This is a genomic window from Microbacterium sp. 77mftsu3.1, assembly GCF_900100525.1.
GTDB lineage: Bacteria > Actinomycetota > Actinomycetes > Actinomycetales > Microbacteriaceae > Microbacterium > Microbacterium aquilitoris.
This window is the reverse complement of the sequence record NZ_FNCR01000001.1, coordinates 234,966-255,999: the sequence shown is the minus strand read 5'-3', so window position 1 is coordinate 255,999 and position 21,034 is coordinate 234,966. Positions and strand designations below refer to the sequence as shown.

18 protein-coding genes and 1 tRNA gene are annotated in these 21,034 nt (G+C 70.3%); 8 read left to right on the top strand and 11 right to left on the bottom strand.

Annotated elements, in window-relative coordinates; all coding sequences use genetic code 11:
• Window positions 1-72 precede the first annotated feature (72 nt).
• A complete protein-coding gene (locus tag BLR68_RS01480) occupies window positions 73-1,197 on the top strand; it encodes a YlbL family protein (protein ID WP_018188248.1) in 1,125 nt (374 codons plus the stop codon).
• An 80-nt stretch (window positions 1,198-1,277) separates the two neighbouring features.
• The gene (locus BLR68_RS01475; RefSeq protein ID WP_018188247.1) at window positions 1,278-4,199 is read left to right on the top strand and encodes a UPF0182 family membrane protein; all 2,922 of its coding nucleotides are present in this window, start codon (window positions 1,278-1,280) and stop codon (window positions 4,197-4,199) included.
• A 24-nt stretch (window positions 4,200-4,223) separates the two neighbouring features.
• On the opposite strand, the gene BLR68_RS01470 is transcribed toward BLR68_RS01475, so the two are convergent.
• From BLR68_RS01470 to idi, 7 genes are read right to left on the bottom strand one after another with little or no spacing between them, the layout of a single operon-like run.
• Complete coding sequence (locus BLR68_RS01470; protein WP_018188246.1) at window positions 4,224-5,099, bottom strand: prenyltransferase; 876 nt, start codon at window positions 5,097-5,099, stop codon at window positions 4,224-4,226.
• Complete coding sequence (locus BLR68_RS01465) at window positions 5,096-5,404, bottom strand: lycopene cyclase domain-containing protein (RefSeq protein WP_018188245.1); 309 nt, start codon at window positions 5,402-5,404, stop codon at window positions 5,096-5,098. The genes BLR68_RS01470 and BLR68_RS01465 overlap by 4 nt, the downstream gene beginning before the upstream one ends.
• On the bottom strand, window positions 5,401-5,733 hold the full coding sequence (locus tag BLR68_RS01460; protein WP_018188244.1) for a lycopene cyclase domain-containing protein: 333 nt from the start codon (window positions 5,731-5,733) through the stop codon (window positions 5,401-5,403). Before BLR68_RS01460 ends, BLR68_RS01465 begins: the two co-directional genes overlap by 4 nt.
• Before the next feature lie 5 nt (window positions 5,734-5,738).
• Entirely contained in the window at window positions 5,739-7,292 is a 1,554-nt protein-coding gene (crtI, locus tag BLR68_RS01455; protein WP_018188243.1) for a phytoene desaturase family protein, read from the bottom strand.
• A complete protein-coding gene (locus BLR68_RS01450; RefSeq protein WP_018188242.1) occupies window positions 7,289-8,167 on the bottom strand; it encodes a phytoene/squalene synthase family protein in 879 nt (292 codons plus the stop codon). Before BLR68_RS01450 ends, crtI begins: the two co-directional genes overlap by 4 nt.
• A complete protein-coding gene (locus tag BLR68_RS01445; protein ID WP_018188241.1) occupies window positions 8,164-9,228 on the bottom strand; it encodes a polyprenyl synthetase family protein in 1,065 nt (354 codons plus the stop codon). The genes BLR68_RS01450 and BLR68_RS01445 overlap by 4 nt, the downstream gene beginning before the upstream one ends.
• Window positions 9,225-9,770, bottom strand: coding sequence for an isopentenyl-diphosphate Delta-isomerase (idi, locus tag BLR68_RS01440; RefSeq protein WP_018188240.1), 546 nt, complete (start codon window positions 9,768-9,770; stop codon window positions 9,225-9,227). Before idi ends, BLR68_RS01445 begins: the two co-directional genes overlap by 4 nt.
• A gap of 119 nt (window positions 9,771-9,889) precedes the next feature.
• On the opposite strand from idi, the gene BLR68_RS01435 reads away from it, so the two are divergent.
• Window positions 9,890-10,315 carry a MarR family winged helix-turn-helix transcriptional regulator gene (locus BLR68_RS01435; RefSeq protein ID WP_371129969.1) on the top strand — a complete coding sequence of 142 codons (426 nt, stop codon included), beginning with the start codon at window positions 9,890-9,892 and terminating at the stop codon, window positions 10,313-10,315.
• A gap of 58 nt (window positions 10,316-10,373) precedes the next feature.
• Here the strand turns inward: BLR68_RS01435 and BLR68_RS01430 are convergent.
• Window positions 10,374-10,447, bottom strand: a tRNA-Met gene (locus BLR68_RS01430).
• 80 nt (window positions 10,448-10,527) lie between these two features.
• Between BLR68_RS01430 and BLR68_RS01425 the strand changes: the two genes are divergently transcribed.
• Together BLR68_RS01425 and BLR68_RS01420 are read left to right on the top strand one after the other, a co-directional pair.
• Window positions 10,528-11,037 carry a DUF6328 family protein gene (locus BLR68_RS01425; RefSeq protein WP_018188238.1) on the top strand — a complete coding sequence of 170 codons (510 nt, stop codon included), beginning with the start codon at window positions 10,528-10,530 and terminating at the stop codon, window positions 11,035-11,037.
• A complete protein-coding gene (locus BLR68_RS01420) occupies window positions 11,034-11,843 on the top strand; it encodes a carbon-nitrogen hydrolase family protein (RefSeq protein WP_018188237.1) in 810 nt (269 codons plus the stop codon). The genes BLR68_RS01425 and BLR68_RS01420 overlap by 4 nt, the downstream gene beginning before the upstream one ends.
• Window positions 11,844-11,858: 15 nt before the next feature.
• On the opposite strand, the gene BLR68_RS01415 is transcribed toward BLR68_RS01420, so the two are convergent.
• Entirely contained in the window at window positions 11,859-13,067 is a 1,209-nt protein-coding gene (locus tag BLR68_RS01415; protein WP_018188236.1) for an aminotransferase class I/II-fold pyridoxal phosphate-dependent enzyme, read from the bottom strand.
• A 147-nt stretch (window positions 13,068-13,214) separates the two neighbouring features.
• On the opposite strand from BLR68_RS01415, the gene BLR68_RS01410 reads away from it, so the two are divergent.
• The 3 genes from BLR68_RS01410 to BLR68_RS01400 are packed head-to-tail and all read left to right on the top strand — an operon-like array spanning window position 13,215 to window position 17,425.
• Window positions 13,215-14,684 carry a S1C family serine protease gene (locus tag BLR68_RS01410; RefSeq protein WP_018188235.1) on the top strand — a complete coding sequence of 490 codons (1,470 nt, stop codon included), beginning with the start codon at window positions 13,215-13,217 and terminating at the stop codon, window positions 14,682-14,684.
• A gap of 54 nt (window positions 14,685-14,738) precedes the next feature.
• The gene (locus BLR68_RS01405; protein ID WP_018188234.1) at window positions 14,739-15,983 is read left to right on the top strand and encodes a CDP-glycerol glycerophosphotransferase family protein; all 1,245 of its coding nucleotides are present in this window, start codon (window positions 14,739-14,741) and stop codon (window positions 15,981-15,983) included.
• Entirely contained in the window at window positions 15,980-17,425 is a 1,446-nt protein-coding gene (locus BLR68_RS01400) for a CDP-glycerol glycerophosphotransferase family protein (protein WP_018188233.1), read from the top strand. Before BLR68_RS01405 ends, BLR68_RS01400 begins: the two co-directional genes overlap by 4 nt.
• Before the next feature lie 18 nt (window positions 17,426-17,443).
• Here BLR68_RS01400 and BLR68_RS01395 read toward each other — a convergent pair whose 3' ends face one another.
• Complete coding sequence (locus BLR68_RS01395) at window positions 17,444-18,511, bottom strand: glycosyltransferase family 2 protein (RefSeq protein WP_018188232.1); 1,068 nt, start codon at window positions 18,509-18,511, stop codon at window positions 17,444-17,446.
• Window positions 18,508-21,030 carry a glycosyltransferase gene (locus tag BLR68_RS01390; protein ID WP_018188231.1) on the bottom strand — a complete coding sequence of 841 codons (2,523 nt, stop codon included), beginning with the start codon at window positions 21,028-21,030 and terminating at the stop codon, window positions 18,508-18,510. The genes BLR68_RS01395 and BLR68_RS01390 overlap by 4 nt, the downstream gene beginning before the upstream one ends.
• Between the last annotated feature and the right edge of the window lie 4 nt (window positions 21,031-21,034).

Sequence of the window (21,034 nt, the reverse complement as noted above, 5' to 3'; positions counted from 1 at the left end):
TTCTCCGCCCGGTCCGAGCGGGAGACGTCCCGTGTACGCCGGCCGCGAACGAGCGCCGGAGGAAGGACCCGCGTGTCGCTCTTCGACAACGCCGCCGAGCCGGCTGCCGCCCCGCCGTCCCGCCGTTCCCGTCGCTTCTCCGCGGGGGTCTGGGCTCTCGTCGTGGCGCTCGTCGCCCTGCTCATCCTGAGCTTCCTCCCCACCGGTTTCGTGATCCAGCGGCAGGGACCGGTCGTCAACACCTTGGGGTCGGCCGAGAACGCGTCCGGCGACGACGTCCCCCTCATCTCTGTGAGCGGTGCGAAGACGTACCCCACCGCGGGCGCCCTCGACCTCACCACCGTGCAGGTCGTCGGCAACCGCGAGACCACGCCGTCCTGGTTCGAGCTCGCGAAGGCGTGGCTCGATCCCGGCGAAGCCGTCCTCCCGATCGACGACGTGTTCCCGGCGGGGACGACGACCGAGCAGCGCAACGAGGAGAACGCCGCGCTGATGGTCGACTCCCAGAAGGAGGCCACGGCCGCCGCGCTCACCGAACTGGGGTACGAGGTCCGGGCCCACGTCGGCGTCGGCGCACTGAGCGACGACTCCGCCGCGAAGGGCATCCTCGAGGTCGGCGACGAGATCGTCTCGGCGAGCGGCACGCCGATCGAGGACACCGCGCAGCTGCGATCCCTGATCAACGAGCGGGGAGGTCAGCCCGTCGAACTGGTCATCCGCCGGAACGGTGCCGAGCGCACGGTCACCGTGACGCCCTCGCGCACCACCACGAAGGACGGCACGGTCTGGATCATCGGGATCACGACCTCGCGGGACTTCGATTTCCCCATCGACGTGAAGATCCAGCTCGACCGGATCGGCGGGCCCAGCGCCGGCCAGATGTTCGCGCTCGGGATCATCGACACCCTGACTCCCGGCGAGCTCAACGGAGGCAAGCAGGTCGCCGGAACGGGCACGATCGACGCCACCGGCACGATCGGGCCGATCGGCGGCATCCGTCAGAAGCTCTACGGCGCGAAGGATGCCGGGGCCACCTACTTCCTCGCCCCGGAGAAGAACTGCAACGAGGTCGTCGGCCACGTCCCGGACGGCCTGCGCGTCGTCCCCGTCTCGACCCTCGACGACTCGCTCACAGCCCTCGACGCGATCCGTACCGGCACGGGCGTGGACAAGCTCCCCGTGTGCGCCGCCGGTTGAGTCCGCAGCGCCCCTGCGATTCCGCCCAGAGCGCATCCCGCCGCCGCCGTCCGCGAGTCGGCCCCGCCTAGGATGAGAGGGTGACCTCGACACCTGCCGGACCGGCCACGTCCACCCCTCCGAACCCCGTTCGCCGCACGATCGCCATCACGGTCGGAGTCCTCGTGGTGCTGGTGATCGCGTTCTTCGCGTTCGCCAGCCTGTACACGGACTGGCAGTGGTACAAGCAGCTCGGCTACGACAGTGTGCTGGTGACGCAGTGGACGGCCCGTGTCGTCATGTTCGTCATCGGGTTCGTCGCGATGGCGGCCCCCGTCTTCGCAGCCATCCAGCTCGCGTACCGACTTCGGCCGGTCTACGCCCGACTGAGCTCCCAGCTCGATCACTACCAGGAGGTCGTCGAGCCTCTCCGACGCCTGGCCATGTGGGGCATCCCCGTCTTCTTCGGCTTCTTCGCGGGCTTCGCCGCCTCGGCGCAGTGGGAGACCGCCTGGCTGTGGGCCAACGGTGTCACCACCGGTCAGAAGGATCCGCAGTTCGGCCTCGACACCGGCTTCTACCTGTTCCAGATGCCGTTCTACAGCGTCGTGCTCGGCTTCACGTCCGCAGTGCTGCTGATCTGCCTTCTCGTGACCGTCGTCGTCGCCTACCTCTACGGCTCGGTGCGCGTCGGTCAGCGCGAACTCCGCATCTCCAAGGCCGCCCGCATCCAGCTCGCCATCGTCGCTGCGCTCTATCTCGCCGTACAGGCGGTCAGCCTCTGGTTCGACCGGTTCAAGACGCTCACGACGCAGGGCGACCGGTTCACCGGCGCCAGCTACGTCGACGTCAACGCGGTCATCCCGGGTCTCGCGATCCTGTCCATCGCCGCGGCGATCGTCGCCGCGCTGTTCGTCGTGACGGCCATCATCGGCCGGTGGCGCTTCCCGCTCATCGGAACCGCGCTGCTCATCGTCTCCTCCCTCGTCGTCGGCGTCGCCTACCCGTGGGCCGTCAGCCAATTCCAGGTCGCGCCGAACCTCGAGACCTACGAGGCGCCCTACGTCGACCGCAACCTCGCGGCGACGAAGTTCGCCTACGGCATCAACGGGCTCGAGAAGACCGAGTACGAGGCGGTCACCACGGCCGAGAAGGGGCAGCTCCGGGCTGACGCCGAGACCACCGCGTCGCTGCGCATCATGGACCCCGCCATCATCGGACCGACCGTGCGCCAGCTCGAGCAGTACCGCTCGTACTACCAATTCCAGAACCCGCTCGACGTCGACCGGTACGAGATCGACGGCAAGATGCAGGATGCCGTCGTGTCGGTGCGCGAGCTGAACCTCGACCAGCTGGGCAACGCCCAGTCCTGGTACAACAACACGCTCGTCTACACGCACGGCTACGGCGTCGTGGCGGCGAAGGGCAACGACCGCACCGCGGACGGTGACCCCGTCTTCCTCGAGCGCGGCATCCCGACCTCCGGCGACCTCACCAACGAGTCGAAGTACGAGCCCCGCATCTACTTCGGCGAGTCGTCGCCGCCCTACTCGATCGTCGGCGCCCCGAAGGGCAGCGACCCGGTCGAACTCGACTACCCGCGCGGCGAGGACGGCGCCGGTCAGACCCGGACGACGTTCACCGGCAACGGCGGCCCGAACATCGGCAACCCGTTCAACCGGTTGCTGTACGCGCTGAAGTTCCAGTCGACCGACATCCTGTTCTCCGACGGGATCAACGACGACTCGCAGATCCTCTACGATCGCAACCCGCGCGATCGCGTCCAGAAGGTGGCCCCCTACCTCGAGCTCGACAGCGATCCGTACCCGAGCGTCGTGGACGGCCGCGTCGTCTGGATCATCGACGGCTACACGCTGAGCAACAACTACCCGTACTCGTCGATCGTGAGCCTGCGGGACGCGATCTCCGACACCACGAACCGCGCCCCGAGCGTCGCGCTCGACGACGTGAACTACATCCGCAACTCGGTCAAGGCGACCGTCGATGCGTACGACGGCTCGGTCAAGCTCTACGCCTGGGACGACCAGGACCCGATGCTGAAGGCCTGGCAGAAGATCTACCCGTCGACCCTCCGCCCCATCAGCGAGATGTCCGGCGACCTGATGAGCCACGTGCGCTACCCGACGGACCTGTTCAAGGTGCAGCGCGCCATGCTCGGGACCTACCACGTCGACGACGCGCAGTCCTTCATCCGCCGCGACAACGCGTGGCGGACGCCGCAGGACCCGGTGACCCAGTCGAACCTGCAGCCGCCGTACTACCTGACGATGCAGATGCCGGGCCAGCAGGACCCGACCTACTCGATGTTCACGTCCTTCATTCCGGCGGCAGAGGGCGACCAAGAGCGCAACGTGCTCATGGGCTACCTCGCGGTCGACGCCAACGCCGGCAGCACGAAGGGCGAGAAGAACCCCGATTACGGCAAGCTCCGCATGCTGGAGATCAGCGCGGATGTCTCGGTCCCCGGCCCGGGTCAGGTGCAGAACACCTTCAGCTCGAACGAGACCATCGCGCAGCAGGTGAACCTCCTGCGACAGGGTCAGTCCGAGGTCCGCAACGGCAACCTGCTGACGCTCCCCGTCGGTGGCGGTCTGCTGTACGTGCAGCCGATCTTCGTGCAGGCGTCGAGCGGAACCCAGCTGCCCGCGCTCCGCAAGATCCTCGTCGCGTTCGGTGACGAGGTCGCCTTCGAGGACACCCTGCAGGAAGCGCTCGACAAGCTGTTCGGCGGTGACTCCGGCGCGACGACCGGCGATGAGGGAACGACGCCGTCGCCTTCGCCGAGCGGGTCGCCGAGCCCCAGCGCGACGCCCGGCGGCGGACAGAACGAGACGCCCCCAGCGGGTGTCGGCGACGAGATCGCGCGTCTCCTGCAGCAGGCCCGTCAGGTCATGATGGCGCGTGACGACGCCATGCAGAAGGGTGACTGGGCCGCCTACGGCGAGCAGGACAAGGCGCTCACCGACATCATCAACAGGCTCATCCAGCTCGACGGGGAGTGATCCCGCTGATCTGGTGGGGGCGGTTCACGACAGGAACAGCCCCCACCAGATCACCAGCAGTGTCACCACGAATCCGGCGAACTGGTTGAGCCAGAGGAACCGGTCCCAGCCGCGGGTGGCGGAGGCGGCATCCGCGTCGGTCACCGAGCGGTAGGGCCACACGGTGGCGAGGTACGGTAGCGCGACGATCGCGGCGAGCGGTCCCGGCCACGCGGTCCCGAGGATAGCGACGCCCGACGCCGCGTAGGCGACGAGCGAGAACCGCACCGTCCACGCCGCGCCGCGCGCGGTGGCGATCGATGAGATCCCCGCCTCGCGGTCGGCGACGACATCCTGCACGGCGCCGAATGCGTGCGACGCGACACCCCACAGCGCGAACGCCACGATGATGAGCACGAGCTGCGGCGTCCACGTCGCGCCGGTCAGGACGAGGGCGTACACGGCGGGCGAGAAGAAATGGATGCTGCTCGTCACCGAATCCGCGAAGGGGCGCTCCTTGAGGCGCAGGGGCGGCGCGCTGTAGAAGACGACCGCGAGCAGACTGAGCCCCAGGACGAGCCACGACAACGGTGGGCCCGACAGCACGAGGAAGACGACGAAAGGGAGACCCAGCAGACCCGACGCCCACAGGGTGGGGGCGTGCAGGCTCTTCTCGAGGATCGCTCCGTGCGCTCCGCCCTTGCGCGGGTTCCGCAGGTCGGACTCGTAGTCGAACACGTCGTTGATGCCGTACATCGCGACGTTGTACGGGATCAGGAAGAAGATGGTCCCGATGACCAGGACGAGGTCGATCTCGCGTGCGGCCAGCAGATACGCCGCCGCGAACGGATATGCCGTGTTGATCCAGCTCACGGGGCGGGAGGACACGAAGAGCTGGCGGGCGAAGCGGAGGGGCGTCACGCGGCATCCCTCCTCTCGGGCAGCAGCGCACCGATCGCCGGGAGGAGGAAGGCGACGCACAGCGGGTAGGCGAAGTCCTCTATCGGGGCGAGGCCGATGCGGATGCCGCTGATGTGCTCCTCGGGGTAGGTGAAGAGGTCGGCGGCGATCATCACGTTGTCGAACACCGCCGTCAGGAGGACGAGGATGCCGGCGGTCCACAGCGACGCGACCAGGCGCTCTCGTCGCTGCGGGCGGCGGAGCGAGAAGAGGGTCACGACGACGGTGACGACGACGAACGGGAGGACGATCAGCGGGTAGGTCATGCGGCGTCCCGGCTTCGTGCTCGCGTGCGTCTCCGCGTGACGAGAGCGTGGACGACCAGCGTCAGGTGGCAGAGGAACGCCAGGAAGACGGGCTCCTCGAGAGGCAGGTGGGGGGCGAGATCGATGCCGACGAGCAGAGGGCTGTCGCCGCGGACGAAGACGCCGGTCGCGATGCCCACCAGGTCCCATACGAGAAGGAAGGCCGTACCGCACGCGATGAGCAACAGGCTGCGACCGGGGTCGGCGGCCACTGCGAGGCGGTGCCTCAGGTCGATCGCGATCACACCGAGCGCCGAGAGGATCAGGGCGCCCAGGTACAGCCCGGGCACCGCCGTCAGCGTTCCGAGGCGCGCGACTCGGGAAGCCGTCCGGTGGACACGTCCCCGTCGAGGAGCTTCACGACGAGCTCGGCCGAGATGAGGCACATCGGGAGGCCGACGCCGGGGAGCACGGTCTGACCGGCGTAGAGAAGGCCGTCGACCTTCGAGCGCAGCCCCGGGCGGAACATCGCCGACTGCCCGAGGGTGTGAGCGAGGCCGAGCGCGCCGCCCCGGAAGGAACCGAAGTCGGCGGCGAAGTCGCCGGGCGAGATGGTGCGGCGCACACGGACGCGATCGGCGAGATCGGCGACACCGGTCCACGACGCGATCTGAGCGATGACGGCATCCGCAGCGGCTTCGATCGCCGGGTCGCCGGCGCCGTCGACTCCGCCGTGTCCGAGCTCGGGAGCGGCGGGCATGGGGACGAGGACGAAGAGGTTCTCGTGGCCGGCGGGCGCCACGTCGTCATCGGTGGCGCTCGGCCGGCAGACGTACAACGAGGCGGGGTCGGGGATCGCACCGGCGTGCTCCGCGCCGAAGATCGCGTCGAAGTTCGCCTTCCAGTCCTTCGTGAACAGCAGGGTGTGGTGTTCGAGCTCGGGAAGCTCGCCTTCGACGCCCAGGAGGATCAGGAGAGCTCCGAAGGACGGCACGCGCTTGTCCCACCACGCGTCGCTGCGAGACCGCAGCTCCGGCGGGAGCAGCGCGGTCTCGGTGTGATGCATGTCGGCGGTCGAGATGACGTGGTCCGCCTCGATGCGGGTGCCGTCGGCGAGACGGATGCCGGTGGCCACATCGCCGACGGTGATGATCCGCTCGACGCGGCTGCCGGTGCGGATGACCGCGCCGCGCTCTTCGGCGAGGCGGGCGATCGCCCGGATGATCTGCACGAAGCCGCCGCGGGGGTAGAGCACGCCGTCGTCGAGGTCGAGGTGGCTCATCAGGTGGTACAGGCTCGGCGCGTCGTACGGCGAGCCCCCGAGGAAGACCGCCGGATAGCCGAGGACCTGTCGCAGGATCGGGTCGGCGAACCGCTTCTCGACGTGCGTCGACAGGGGGCGCAGGAGGAGCGGCAGCAGCGTGCCGAGCTTGCTCAGCACGTCGGGGTGGGTCAGCCCCTTCAGCGAGACGTAGGGGTCGTACAGGAAGCGCGAGACCGCGAGGTCGTAGATCTCGCCGGCGGAGTCGAGGTACGTCGCGAGCTTCTCGCCGGCGCCGCTCTCGCGGGCCTCGAACGCGGCGACGGCGGCATCCCGTCCCGAGACGACGTCGAAGGGCTCGCTCTCGCCCTCGTGGTACACGCGGTAGGCGGGATCCAGCCGCACGAGGTCGAGCTGCTCGGCGGCCGTGGTGCCGAGCAGAGCGAAGAAGTGATCGAAGACCTCGGGCATGAGGTACCAGCTGGGGCCGGTGTCGAAGCGGAAGCCGTCCTTCTCCCAGCTGCCGGCGCGCCCGCCGACGTCGTCGAGCGCCTCAAAGACGGTGACCTCGTCGCCTCGGTCGGCGAGGAGCGCAGCGGTGGCGAGACCGGTGATGCCTCCTCCGATGATCGCGATGCGGCGGGTCATGCGGGGGACCTCCGGGAGGGTCGTCGGGCGGGGAGGACGGTGCGGTGGGCGACGGCCGCGCGGACCGCGATCGCCGCCTTCACGGGGTTCGGGACGCGGACCCTCGTGTCCAGATCGGCGGTGCGGTGCAGGCGGTCGGCGAGCGAGGCGAACAGGCCGTGCGCGGTCGCGACCGCGACGCGGCAGTCCGCGGGCAGGAGCGGGATCGTCGCGGCCGCGGCATCCAGGTCGGCATCGATGCGTGCGAGGACCTGCTCGCGTCGCGCGGCGCCCCCGTCGACGCCGAGGTAGTCCCGGCCCAGGCGGCCGGCGTCGTCGGCGTGGTCGCGCAGGAAGTTGATGTCCTGGAAGGCGGCCCCGAGGCGGCGCGCGCCGGACACCAGGGCCGGGTCCGGGTCGCGCGGCGCGGCGGATCCCGCGTTGACGAAGACCTGGAGGCACATGAGCCCGACGACTTCGGCGGAACCGTAGACGTAGTCGTCGTGCGAGGCGTCGTCGTGCTGGGCCTGCTCAAGGTCGGTGCGCATCGAGGTGAAGAACGGCTCGATGTGCACGCGGGCGATCCCGCACTGGCGGGCGGTCCGCGCGAAGGCGTGGACGACGAGGTTGGCGCTGAACCCCCGCGCGATCGCGGCGTAGGTCTCGGCCTCGAGTGCGTCGAGGACGTTCCGCTGCTCGTCGAGCGGGACGCCGGCCGCCTCGGCCGCTCCGTCGACGATCTCGTCGGCAACGCGCACCAGGGCGTACACGTTCCGCACGTGCGGGCGCACGCGTCCGCCGAGGAGATTCGTCGCGAGCCCGAACGAGGTCGAGTAGGCACGGATGACGGATGCCGCCGCCACCGTCGCGGTCTCGTCGTAGAGCGTGTCGGTCATCGGGGGATGCGGTCCTCGACGGCGGCGGCCAGTGCGGCGAGGAGGACGACGGCGTCGCGGGGGAGCGAGGCGTCCGCCGCACGGCCGCGCGCCGAACGGAGGGTGTCGGCGATCAATTCGACCGCTCGCTCGCGCGCGCCGCTGGCGGCCAGTTCGCGCTGTGCCTCGGCGATCGCGATCGGCCCGGTCGGCGCCATCGCGAGGGCGGAGGCGATGCGAGGCCAGGCCTCGGTCTCGGCCGCCATGGCGATGAGCGGGGTGCGCTTGGACGCACGGAGGTCCGCCCCCGGTTCGCGTCCCGCCTCGGCGCGCGACCCGAAGGTGCCGATGAGGTCGTCGGCGAGCTGGAAGGCGACCCCGATCGCGGAGCCGGCCGATTCGAGGGCGGCCCGCTCGTCGTCGCTCGCCCCCGCCAGCAGTGCGCCTGCGGCGAGGGGAGCCTGGAAGGAGTAGAACGCCGTCTTGTCGCGTGCCGTGCGGATGAGCGAGTCGGCCGGGGGGAGGTCGGCACCGATGGTCTGCTCGACGTCGGCGAGTTCGCCCGCCGCGGAGACGAGGAGAGCGTCGTCGAGGAGGACGAAGAGGGCAGCCCGATGGGGGGCGGTGACGGGCGCGGTCGCGATGAGCCTCGTCGCCTCGAACAGCAGCAGGTCGCCGGCGAGGACGGCCGCGGCTGCGCCGAGCAGGTTCGCATCGTCGTGGTCGCCGCCGAGGGCGTGTGCGCGTTCACGGAACCGTCCGACGACGTTCGGGATGCCGCGCCGTTCGACGTCGCCGTCGATCAGGTCGTCGTGGACCACGAACGCCGCGTGGAGCAGCTCGAAGGCCGCGGCGACGCGCCAGAGCCCGGGGGAGTGTCGGATGTCGCCGCCGAACGCCTCGAACGCGGCGACCACGAGCGCGGGCCGCAGGCGCTTGCCACCGGTGGCCGATGCCGCGGTCGCCTCGCCGAGCGCCGCGGAGGCTTCGCCGAGGGCGGCCGATCGGATGCGCAGGCGGTCGAGTGCGACCGCGAGAGCGTCATCGATCTCGCGTCGGGCGATCGATGACAGGGCGATCACGAGGCTCTCCTGCGGGCGTCTGGCACCAGCTCGAGCTGCTGCGCCTGGAGGACGAGCCACGGGCTGAAGGCCCAGGGGGCGGCACTGATCGACGTGTCCAGGTCGGCGGGGTCGACCCAGCGCGCCTCCGCGACTTCGTCGGGGTTGAGGCGGGGTTCGTCGTCCGTGTAGGCGACGTACACCGGGCAGATCTCGTTCTCGACGATTCCCGACGCGTCGACGGCGCGGTAGCGGAACTGCGGCAGCGTGAGGGTGACGTCGCGGAGGGTGAGTCCCACTTCGTGGGCCGCGCGGCGGTGGACGGCATCCACCATCGACTCCGAAGGGCCCGGGTGCCCGCAGAACGAGTTCGTCCACACGCCCGGCCAGGCGGCTTTGCTCAGGGCGCGGCGGGTGACGAGGAGCTCGCCGCGCGAGTTGTAGACGTGGCAGGAGAACGCCAGATGGAGGTGCGTGTCGGTACCGTGGACCGTTGCCTTCGGAGCGGTGCCGATGTCGCGTCCGTCGTCGTCCAGCAGGATGACGTACTCGATGTCTGACACAGGTCCTCCGTACTTTGCTAGATTATCTAGCAATCAATCGTCATGCTACCTATCGAGCGAGGAGGTGTCCAATGGTGGCCAATCCATGGGTTCCGGGCAGTGAGCGCGATGCCATCGTGATGAGCGCCCTCGAAGCGATCCGCGCGTTCTCCGACTCCTTGGATCGAATGTACGCGGGTATGCGCGGTGACATGGACATGAACACGACCGACCTCGCCGCGCTCCGGATGCTCATCATCCGCGAGCAGCACGGGGAGGTGGTCAAGCCGAACGATCTCGCCACCCACCTCGCCATCTCGACGGCGTCGACCACGAAGCTGCTCGACCGTTTGACGGCCGCCGGTTACCTCGTCCGCAAGCCGCATCCGCATGACCGCCGCGCCCGCATCGTGGCGCTCACGGATGAAGCGCGAGTCACCTTCCGTCGCCACTTCGGCGAGCGGCTCCAGCGGATGCGTGACGCTGCAGACGCCTACACCGACGACGAATTGCGCGCGATCGTGCGCTTCCTCGCCGACATCGAGCGCGCGATGCTGCCGGCCTGACCGAGCCGTACAACGAAGAAGGCGCCCCCTCCGGAGAGGGGACGCCTTCTTCTTTTCGTTGCGGGGACAGGATTTGAACCTGCGACCTCTGGGTTATGAGCCCAGCGAGCTACCGAACTGCTCCACCCCGCGGCACAAGAGAAAACACTAGCACGCGTTTCAGGCGGACGCGAATCGGTGCCGGAAAGCCCCGAGTTCGGCAGGATGAGGACATGCTTCCGCGTGAGATCGACGCCGCCGCCGACGCACAGACGGACGGGCGCGACGAGACGCGAGACGAGCGGGCCGACCGCAACTGGAACGAGGTTCTCCAGGAGCTCCGCGTGCTGCAGACCGGGACTCAGATCCTCACGGGCTTCCTCCTCGCGCTCGCGTTCCAGCCGTCGTTCGGGGATCTCGCCGGGGCGCAGCGCATCGGCTATCTCGTCCTCGTCCTCCTGTCTGCCCTCAGCGCCGTCGTCGCCCTTGCGCCCGTCTCGGTGCACCGCATCCTGTTCGCACGCCGTGCGAAGTCCACGATCGTCCGCTTCGGCCACGGCTGCATGCTCGCCGCCCTCGGTCTCGTCTCCGCGCTCCTGGTGGGGGTCGTCGCGTTCGTCTTCGACGTGGTGGTGGGGGGTGCGGCATCCTGGATCGCAGGCGTCGCTCTGGGGATCGTCATCGTCGCCCTCTGGCTCGTCGTCCCTGTCATCACCCGCCTGCGGTCGGAAAGGACCCCATGACCGACTCGCCCCTCGGCGTCGCAGTGGCGCAGTTCGCGCCGTCCGCCGACGAGACCGCCAACCTCGAGGCCATCTCGGAACTGGTCGCCCGCGCCCGCGGCCGAGGTGCGCGGGTCGTTTTGTTCCCCGAGTACTCCAGTTACTTCGTCGACCCGTTCGACGCGTCGCTCGCCGCGCACGCGCAGGACCTTGACGGCGCGTTCGTGACCGCCCTCACGGCACTGGCGCGTGACCACGACGTCGTGATCGTCGCGGGGCTCGTCGAACGTTCCGACACGGACGGGCTCGTGCGCAACACCGTCGTCGCGGTGGATGCCGGTGGGCTCATCGCGCGCTACCGCAAACTCCACCTCTACGACGCGTTCGGACAGCGCGAGTCGGACTGGGTGGAGCCGGGAGCGCTGGAGGAACCCGAGACGTTCGAGGCCGGCGGCATCCGCTTCGCCCTCATGACCTGCTACGACCTGCGGTTCCCCGAGGTCTCCCGCGTGCTCGCCGACACGGGAGCGCACGTCCTCCTCGTCGCCGCGGAGTGGGTGCGCGGGCCTCTGAAGGAGGATCACTGGCGAACGCTCCTCCAGGCTCGGGCCATCGAGAACACGCTCTACGTCGCGGGTGCCGATCACCCGCCGCCGTTGGGCGTGGGGCACTCGGTCGTCATCGACCCGCAGGGAGTGCCCGTCGTGACGATCGGCACGGGCACGGATGTCGCCGTCGCCCACGTCGACGCGGCGACCGTCGCCCGCGTCCGCCGTGTCAATCCTGCGCTGGCCCTTCGGCGGTACACGGTCGCTCCGCGCGAGTGAGCCGCCTCCGGAGGGTCACGACGCGGATGCCGCCAGCCGCCGCGCCGCCTCGGCGATGACGTCCGTCCGCTTGCAGGCCGCGAATCGGACCAGGGTCTCGTACCGCTCCCGGTGCTCCGGCGTCGCGAACGCGGTGAGCGGGATCGCGGCGACACCGACGCGTTCGGGGAGGGCGCGACAGAACGCGGCGGCATCCTCGCCGGGGGCGAGCATCGAACGCACATCGGCGACCGTGAAGTACGACCCTGCGGGCGTGGACACCTCGAACCCGGCGGCGCGCAGGCCCGCGCCGAGCAGGTCGCGGCGCTCACGCTGGGTCGCGGCGAGGTCGTCGAAGAAGGTGTCGGGCAGGCCGAGACCGACGGCGATGGCGGGTTGGAAGGGTGCTCCGTTGACGTACGTCAGGTACTGCTTGACGGCCAGCACCGCGTCGACGAGGTCTGCCGGCCCGCTCACCCAGCCGACCTTCCACCCCGTGGTTCGGAACGTCTTGCCGCCCGACGAGATGGTGAGGGTCCGCTCGGCGGCGCCGGGCAGCGTCGCGAGGGGGACGTGGTCGGCGTCCATGACGAGGTGCTCGTACACCTCGTCCGTGACGATCAGCGCGTTGTGACGCTCGGCGAGTCGGACGATCTCGTCGCGGACCTCGTTCGAGAACACCGTTCCGGTCGGGTTGTGGGGGTCGTTGACGAGGATGATCCGGGTTCGGTCGCGGACGGCGGCACGCAACTCGTCGAGGTCGGGTTCGAGCGACGGCCAGCGCAGCGGCACGGGCACGAGGCGTGCACCGGCCAGGGCGACGGCGGCCGCATACGAGTCGTAGTACGGCTCGAAGACCACGACCTCGTCGTCCGGCCCATCGAGCAGGGCGAGGAGGGCGGCGGTCAACGCCTCGGTGGCGCCGGCCGTGACGAGGATCTCGCGCTCGGGGTCGACGTCGATGCCGTAGAAGCGGTGCTGATGATCGGAGACCGCCTCCCGGAGGACCGGCATCCCTCGTCCGGGCGGGTACTGATTCACTCCGTCCCGGATGGCGACGATCGCGGCATCCAGCACCTCGGGCGGTCCGTCCTCGTCGGGGAACCCCTGGCCGAGGTTGACGGCATCGTGGCGGACGGCGGCGGCGGTGATCTCGGCGAAGATCGTCGGGGCGAGTTCGCCGGCGGGGGAGAGGAGGCCTGCGCCGCGCGCCGCGCGTTGCCAGGCGCCGGGGATGTGCAGCACGGGGCCAGCGTAACGCTCCGCCTCGCGGGACGCCCTCGTGGGCGACCCGCGGCGGCGTCTGCTCCCATAGGCTGATCGGAGGGTCGGCATAGCTGGTCCACAGACTCCGGGAGCACTCTGAAGACGCCTCGGAAAAGGAGCAGTCCCATGAGCGATTCGAACACCCCCGACCCCCACACGCCTGACGCAGCGGTGCCGCCGCGTCCGCCGATGCCCGACTCCGGCGCGCCCTCGCAGCCCACCGCACCGACGACGCCCCTCGCGCAGCCGGCCGGTCAGGGCTGGTACGCGCAGCCGCACGGCCAGCACCCCCAGGGCGCGGATTCGCGCGGACAGCACGCCCCGGGCGCGGCGTTCTCGTCGCAGCCGGCTGGCGCGGTCGCCGACGACGGCCACGCGCGTCCGCACGACGCGAAGATCGGCTCCGGCAAGATCGTCGCCGTCCTCGTGGCCGCCGCGATCGTCGGCGCCGTCTCGGGCCTGGGCGGCGCGGCGATCGGCAGCGACGTGTTCCACCAGAACGGCACGGTCGCGTCCTCGAACGGCACGACCCAGGTCACCGTCAACGACCCCGACAACGTCAACCAGACCACCGGAATCGCGGCGAAGACCCTGCCGAGCGTCGTCACCATCAGTGCGACATCGTCGAACGGCGGCGGCACCGGCTCCGGCGTGATCCTCAGCGAGGACGGCTACGTCGTGACCAACACGCACGTCGTCACCCTCGACGGTGCGAGCTCGGACGTCGCCCTGCGGGTGACGACCTCCGACGGTCGCGTCTACGACGCGAAGGTCGTCGGCACCGACCCGATCTACGACCTCGCCGTCATCAAGCTGACGGGCGCGACCGGACTGACCCCGATCGACTTCGCGGACTCGACCAAGCTGAACGTCGGCGACACGACCGTCGCGGTCGGCGCGCCGCTCGGCCTGTCCAACACCGTCACGACCGGAATCGTCAGTGCGCTCAACCGCTCGATCCAGATCGCCTCGTCGGCGGTGCCCGATTCGGGCGAGCAGCAGGAGGATCAGGGGCAGAACGGACAGTCCCCGTTCCAGTTCGACTTCGGTCAGGGCCAGCAGCAGGGTTCGGGATCGGCCGGGACCATCTCCATCGCCGTGATCCAGACGGATGCCGCGATCAACCCGGGCAACTCCGGCGGCGCGCTCGTCGACGACGAGGGCAAGCTGATCGGCATCAACGTCGCCATCGCCACCGCCGGCGGCGGGTCGTCGTCCTCCAGCGAAGCCGGGTCCATCGGCGTGGGCTTCTCGATTCCCTCGAGCGTCGTCAAGCGCGTGACCGACGAGATCATCAAGGACGGTTCCGCCACGCACGGTCTGCTCGGCGCCATGGTCGGCAACTCGGCGGACCAGAAGGACAGCACCGTGGCCGGTGCCCTCGTCAGCGATGTGACCTCGGGTGGGGCAGCGGCGAAGGCGGGATTGAAGGCCGGCGACATCGTCACCGAGTTCAACGGCGTGCCGGTCCGCGACGCGACCGACCTGACCGCTCAGGTGCGCGCCCTGGCCGCCGGTTCCGACGCGAGCGTCGTCTACGTCCGCGGCGGGAAGTCCTTCACCGCCGACGTGACGCTCGGCAAGCTCACCGACTGACCGCTCCGACGCGACCTTCCGAGTCACGACCCCACCCCGCGATAGGCTCGCGGGATGGGGTCGTTCTCGTTCTCGTCGGGCAACGGCGCGCAGGTGGCCCGGCTCCCGCTCCATGTGCTGGGCCTCGTGGCGACGCGGATCATCCCGAGGTCGACCGACCTGTGGGTGTTCGGTTCGGCTGCCGGCGTCGGCGAGGGTGCGTGGGCGCTCTGGCAGGTCGCCGCGGAGCAGGGTGAGCGAGCCGTCTGGCTGACCGGGTCGGCGCGTGACGACGAGATGGCTCGGCGTGCCGGCATCCCCTCGGCCCGCAAGCAGGGCTTCCGCGGCTTCTGGCTCACGGCGCGCGCACGAGTGGTCGTCGTCACGCACGGCGCCGGTGACGTCAACCGATACGCGACGGCGGGATCCTTCCTCGTGCAGCTCTGGCACGGCATCCCGCTGAAGCGGCTCGGTCTGGATTCCCCGGTGACCGCGCGCGCTCCGCTCCCGATCCCGGGCTTGGCGCGGCTCCTCCGGGTCGCCTACGAGCGGACCCAGCGCCGCATCCGGCTCCTGCCCGCCGCGTCGCACCTCGTCCGCGGCCGCCTCGAGTCCGCGTTCGGGCTCGGGTACGACCGGATCGTGGTCACGGGCGAACCGCGCGTCGACGTGCTCTCGACGGGCCCTTCGGCAGCGGAGGCCCGGAGCACAGTCGAGTCCCTCGTCGGCTCCGTGGGGTCCTCCCGCCTCGTGCTGTACGCCCCGACGTGGCGCGACGGCGCACCCGACCCCGCCGTCCCCACGGCGGAGGAGAGGCACGCGATCACAGCGTCCCTGGCCGCGCAGGATGCCGTGCTGGTGATCCGCTCGCACCCACTGGGCGCGGGCGAATACTCGCCGCCGGACGCGGACGGACGGGTACGCCTCCTCGGGGCGGATCTGCTCCCCGACGTGACCCCCGTCCTCCGCGCGTTCGATGCGCTCATCACCGACTACTCCTCGCTCGTGTTCGACACCGCGCTGATCCCGCTGCCGGTCGTCTTCTTCGCCCCGGACGAGGCGCAGTACGCCGCGGAGCGCGGTTTCTACGGCCGGTACCGCGATGTCGCCGGGGAGGACGTCGCGACGAGCTGGGCCGAGGTGATGCGCCACCTCGACGGCGTGCTGCACGACGACTCCGAACGAGCCCGGCGCCTCTCCCGCGCCGAGGAGCTGAGCCGCCGCGTGCACGCCTACCGGGACGGCCGAAGTGCCGAGCGCGTGTATCGTGCCATCCGGCGCGCGCTCGCGTCGGCGCATCCGTCGAGGGGGAACGAATGATCCACGCCGCCCTGCAGGCGGGCGACGGCCTCGTCCTGAACGCATCCGGGGCCGCTCCCTCGGACATCCGCGCCATCGGTCCCCGTGCGACGGTGACAGCCGTGATCTCGACGACGGATGCCGGGTGGCGGGCTGTCCTGCCCCTTCGGGTCGCTCGGTGGGGCGGGCCGGTCCTCGCTCTTCCCCGCGGTCGGTACCGCCTCGAGGTCGACGGTCGGGTCCAGAGCCGGGGCGACGTCGTGGACCTCGGGCGGTCGACGGGGGAGTCGCTGGCGGTGGAGCTCGCCGATGGTGCGGTGGTCGTCTCGCCGCCGCTGCGGGACGCAGACACGTCGCCGGCGGGCCAAGCGGCGCTCGAGCGTGACTATGCGACCGTTCGCGGACCGCTCGAGAACGCGGTGTTCTTCGAGAGCTTCTACGGGCGCAACGCCAGCTGCAACCCGCGGGCGATCGACGCGGAGATCTCCCGCGTCGCGCCTGCCGTCACGAGGTACTGGAGCGTCGTCGACCTCTCGGTGGAGGTTCCCGAGGGTGCCGTCGCCGTCGTCGAAGGCTCGCCGGAGTGGTGGCACGCCCGGGGGGTCTCCCGTCTCCTTGTCGTCAACGACTGGCTGCGGCGCCGCTTCGTCCGCCGCCCCGGCCAGCGCATCCTGCAGACCTGGCATGGAACGCCGCTCAAGCGTCTGGCCCTCGATCGGCCTGGCTTCGACCCGCGCCGCGCGCTCGCGGTGATCCGTGAGAGCCGGCGCTGGGACGTTCTCCTCGCACAGAATCCGTACGCGGCCCGCATCCTGTCGAAGGCGTACGGATTCTGGCGCCGTCCGGTGTGGGTGGAGGGCTACCCGCGGAACGACGTGCTCGCCTCAGGCGACCGGGACGCGGTTCGCCGGGGTCTGGGGCTCGAGCCCGATGACCGGGTGCTCCTGTACGCGCCGACCTGGCGGGACGATCGCGAGCAGATGGTCGACTACCTCGACCTCGAGCGGCTGGCAGCGGATGCCGGTGCCGTGATCCTCGTGCGCGGGCACTCCCGTACGCTCCTGCCCGGCGCCGACACGGGCGGGTCGCGCGTCATCGATGTGACGGCGTATCCCGACATCTCGGCGCTGCTGCTGGCCGCCGACGCCCTGATCACCGACTACTCGTCCGTCATGTTCGACTTCACGGCGACCGGCAAGCCGATCTACTTCTTCGTCCCCGACCTCGCGCATTATCGGGGCAAGCTCCGTGGGTTCTACTTCGATCTCATCGAGCGGGCGCCCGGCCCGCTCACCTCGACGCAGGACGAGCTCACCGCGGCGCTGGCGGATCCCGGGGCGACGAAGGGTCACGCGGAGCGGTACGCGTCGTGGGTCGCGCGGTTCAACGCGCGTGACGATGGCCGAGCGGCCGAGCGGGTCGTCGCCCGTCTGCTCGATCAGGGGATGATCGCCCGCGACTGAGGCCGCGGCATCCGCTCGTCACGGGAGCGGCGTGTTGCGGTCCAACCGGGAGGTGTCGACGGTGTCCTTCGCCCCGCGGAGCAGGCCGCTGAGGAACCCGCCGCCCCAGGACAGGTGCATCGTCGGAAGCACGAGGGCGAGCCACGCGCGCTCCCGCACGCTGCGGCCGGCCGTCACGCTGAAGCCGAGGATGCCGAGGACGTAGAGCGCCAGTGGCAGGTGGACGACGGACAGGATCGCGGACGCGACGCCCGTGAGGAGGCCCGTCACCTGCAGGATCCCGAGGACGATGCTCGCGGCGACGGCGACGACGAGAGCCGGCGGGGCGAAGAAGCGGAGCGAGTTCTGCCGTCCGAGGCGCCGGACGAGCTCTCCGCGCCACGTCCCCGTGGCGACGAACTGACGCGCCAAGCGAGCCCAGCTCTCGCGCGGCCAGTACGTGACGGACAGGCGCGGATCGAACCACACGCGATATCCCGCGTGGCGGATCCGGAGGTTGAGCTCCCAGTCCTCGCCGCGTCGGATGGTCTCGTCAAAGAGTCCGACCTCCTCCAGGACCGCGCGGCGCATCACCCCGAGGTAGGCCGACTCTGCGGGTCCTTCGGGCGCGCCGCCGTGGTACGCCCCTCCGCCGAGCCCGATGGGGGAGTTGTAGGCGATGGCGACGGCGCGTTGGAAGGGCGTCCGGCCGTCCGCCCGCATGACGCCTCCGACGTTGGCGGCGCGGACCCGATCGAGGGTCGCGAGAGCCTGGCGGGTGTATCCCGGCGCGAGTTCGGAGTGCGCATCGACGCGGACGATCGTCGGATGCCGGGCGCTGCGGATCGCCAGGTTCAAGGCCACGGGGATATCGGCGCGGGGGTTGTCGACCAGGCGGATCCGCGGGTCGGCGTCGGCCAGGCGATGGGCGAGCTCGGTCGTGCCGTCGGTGGAGGGTCCGAGGGCGAGGACGAGCTCGGCCGGGCCGTCGACGTCCTGCTGGAGGACCGTCTCCACGGCCCGCTCCAGGTAGTCCCGTTCATTGAGCACGGGCATCACGAACGTGACCCCCGCACCGGGAGCGGGCACCGGCGCGTCGAGAGTCACCGTGCTCCGGGCGATCGTCGGGCAGGCTGGGCCGGCGCCGTCCGCGGGACGAGCGCGTCGAACTGGGCGAGGACCTCCGCCGTATAGGCGTCGACGTCGAGGGATGCGGGGGTCACACGGCCCTCGAGGAACGCCCGCATCCCGTCGGCGAGGGCGTCATCGTCTCGGTCGACGATGTGCATGTCGTCGCCCGGGAGCGCGCCCCGGGCCGAGCCGAAGGCCGTCGACACGATCGGCAGAGCCAGCTGAGCCGCCTCGATCAGCACCATGGGCTGCCCCTCGTAATCGCTCGAGAGGACGAAGCAGTCGCAGCGCTGCATGACCGAGACCGGGTCGCGCAACGGCCCGGTCAGGAACACCCGTCCGGTGAGGTCGGCGTCGCGCACCTGCTGCTCCAGGGTGTTCCGGAGCGGCCCGCCGCCCACGATGAACAGTTGCGTGTCGGGGGCTGTGTCCGCCAGGCGCGCGAACGCCCGGATCAACCGCGCGTGGTTCTTCTCCGTTGAGAGGCGTCCGACGGTGACGAATCGGCGGATGCCGGGCACGGCGAGCGCGGTGTCGACGGCCTCGCCCAGTCCGGCATCCTCGCTCTCCGGGCCGCTGTCCGCTGTCGGTGCCGTCGAGACCACGTCGGGCAGGTTCCGGAGCGTGACGAACCGGTCGGTGGAGGCGAACTCCGCGAGTTCGGCGCGGTTGAGGTCAGTGAGGGCGGGGGAGACCGAGACGAGCTGGTCGTAGGCCCGGTACATCGCGAAGACGCGTCCGAGCGAGCGGCGGAAGGCCTGCTTGCCGTGAACCGTCCGATCCCGGTCGGCGGCCATCTCGTTGTGCAGCCAGATCGCACGGGTCGCCCGCGGCGAGTGGAGCAGCAGGTGTGCCCAGAACGGGCTGTAGCCGCTGAAGTCGGCGACCCAGTCGAACTTCGCGGACCCGAAGATCCTCGTCCACTCGTCGTGCCACAGGGACTTGTGGCCGAGTCGCCGGTGCGCCCGGAGCGGATCGGTGCTCACGTCCGCCACGCGGCGCAGGACCTGGCGCACCTTGAGCCCGTTCATGCCGCCGACCCGGAAGACCTGTCGGATGCCGGAGTCGAGCCGGGACTGGTTGTGCTGCGTCGTCGCGCCGCGCGGGTAGGCCATGAGAGCGGTGACGTCGTACCGCTGGGTGTCGAGCGAGTTGAGGAGGTTGACCGCGGCGGTCGTGATGCCGTTCAGCCGCATCCCGCCGAGGTAGAACAGCAACCGAGGTCGGTCGTCGCGGCGGACCGGCCGCACGCGGCGACCGTCCGTCAGTCCGCGGAAGACGATGTCGATCACCCGTGAGGTCGCCCGACCGTCGTCGAAGGGGACGAAGCGCTCGGCCCACTCCGCGTAGCGGGGGTGCGGCGTCGCGTCGTCCGCCATCAGTCCGGCGAGGTCGCGGCCGAGCTCGACGGGGTCGGTGCGGACGGGGCCTGGCAGCTCGTCGAGCGGCATGTAGGTGCCGCGGACAGCCGAGTAGTCGTCGCCGTCCGGGACGAGGAAGCCCACGGGACGGCCCGTGGCGAGGTAGTCGAAGAAGATCGACGAATAGTCCGTGACGAGGGCGTCCGCGAGTCCGAGCAGGACATTCGTCGCCGTGGTGTTGGGGACGAGGAGACGCTTCAGAGCGGGGATCCGCGTCGCCGCGCGGTGCACCACCTGGTGCGTCTTGAGGAGGACGGCCGTGTCGTCGCCCAGCTCTCGCTGCATGCCGGCGACCTGCTCGGCGAGGTGCGCGAGGTCGGCGTCCGGCGCCTGGAAAGACGATCCGCGCCAGGTGGGCGCGAACAGGACGATCCGCTTCCCGGTCAGGTCCGTCCCGAGCGCGGAGCCCAGTTCGGCGACTCGCTGTGCGCGTTCAACGTCCGACATCCATTGCCGGTCGATGCGCGGGTAGCCCTCCTCGATGATCGATCCGCGATAGACGTTCCGCAGCTGGTAGGCGTCTTCGTACATGGTCTCGGCCATGAAGGGGTTGGCAGCGAGCAGGTAGTCGGCGTTCAGCAGGTTGCGAAGCGTGTTCGCCGACTCGCGCGCGCCGCCGGGCATGTCGAACCCCATCAGCTTCAACGGTGTGCCGTGCCAGGTGTTCAGGTAGACCTGACCCGTGCGCTTGCTGAACGCCGGCGGGAACGTGGCGTTGTTGACGAGGTAGCCCGCGGTCGAGAGGGCCCGCCAATAGGCGCCGCTGCCGCGGCGGACGACCACGACGTTCGACGAACCGGCGAACTCGGCACGCACGGCGGCTGCAGCATCCGTGTCACTGATCGCCCAGATGTGCGTCAGGTCGGCGAACTCCGGGTCCGCCAGGAGCGCACGGAAGATCGCCTCGGGGTTGCAGAGGGCGCCGTTGCCGGCGAACGACTCGTAGACGACGGTGCGGCGACGGATCGGGAGCGAGCGAGCCCACGCGATCTGCTCGGACGTCGGGATGCGCTTCGCGCGGGTGAGGGCCCAGCGGACGGCGCGGGTGACGGCAGGCGGAAGGGGCGAACGCATGTAG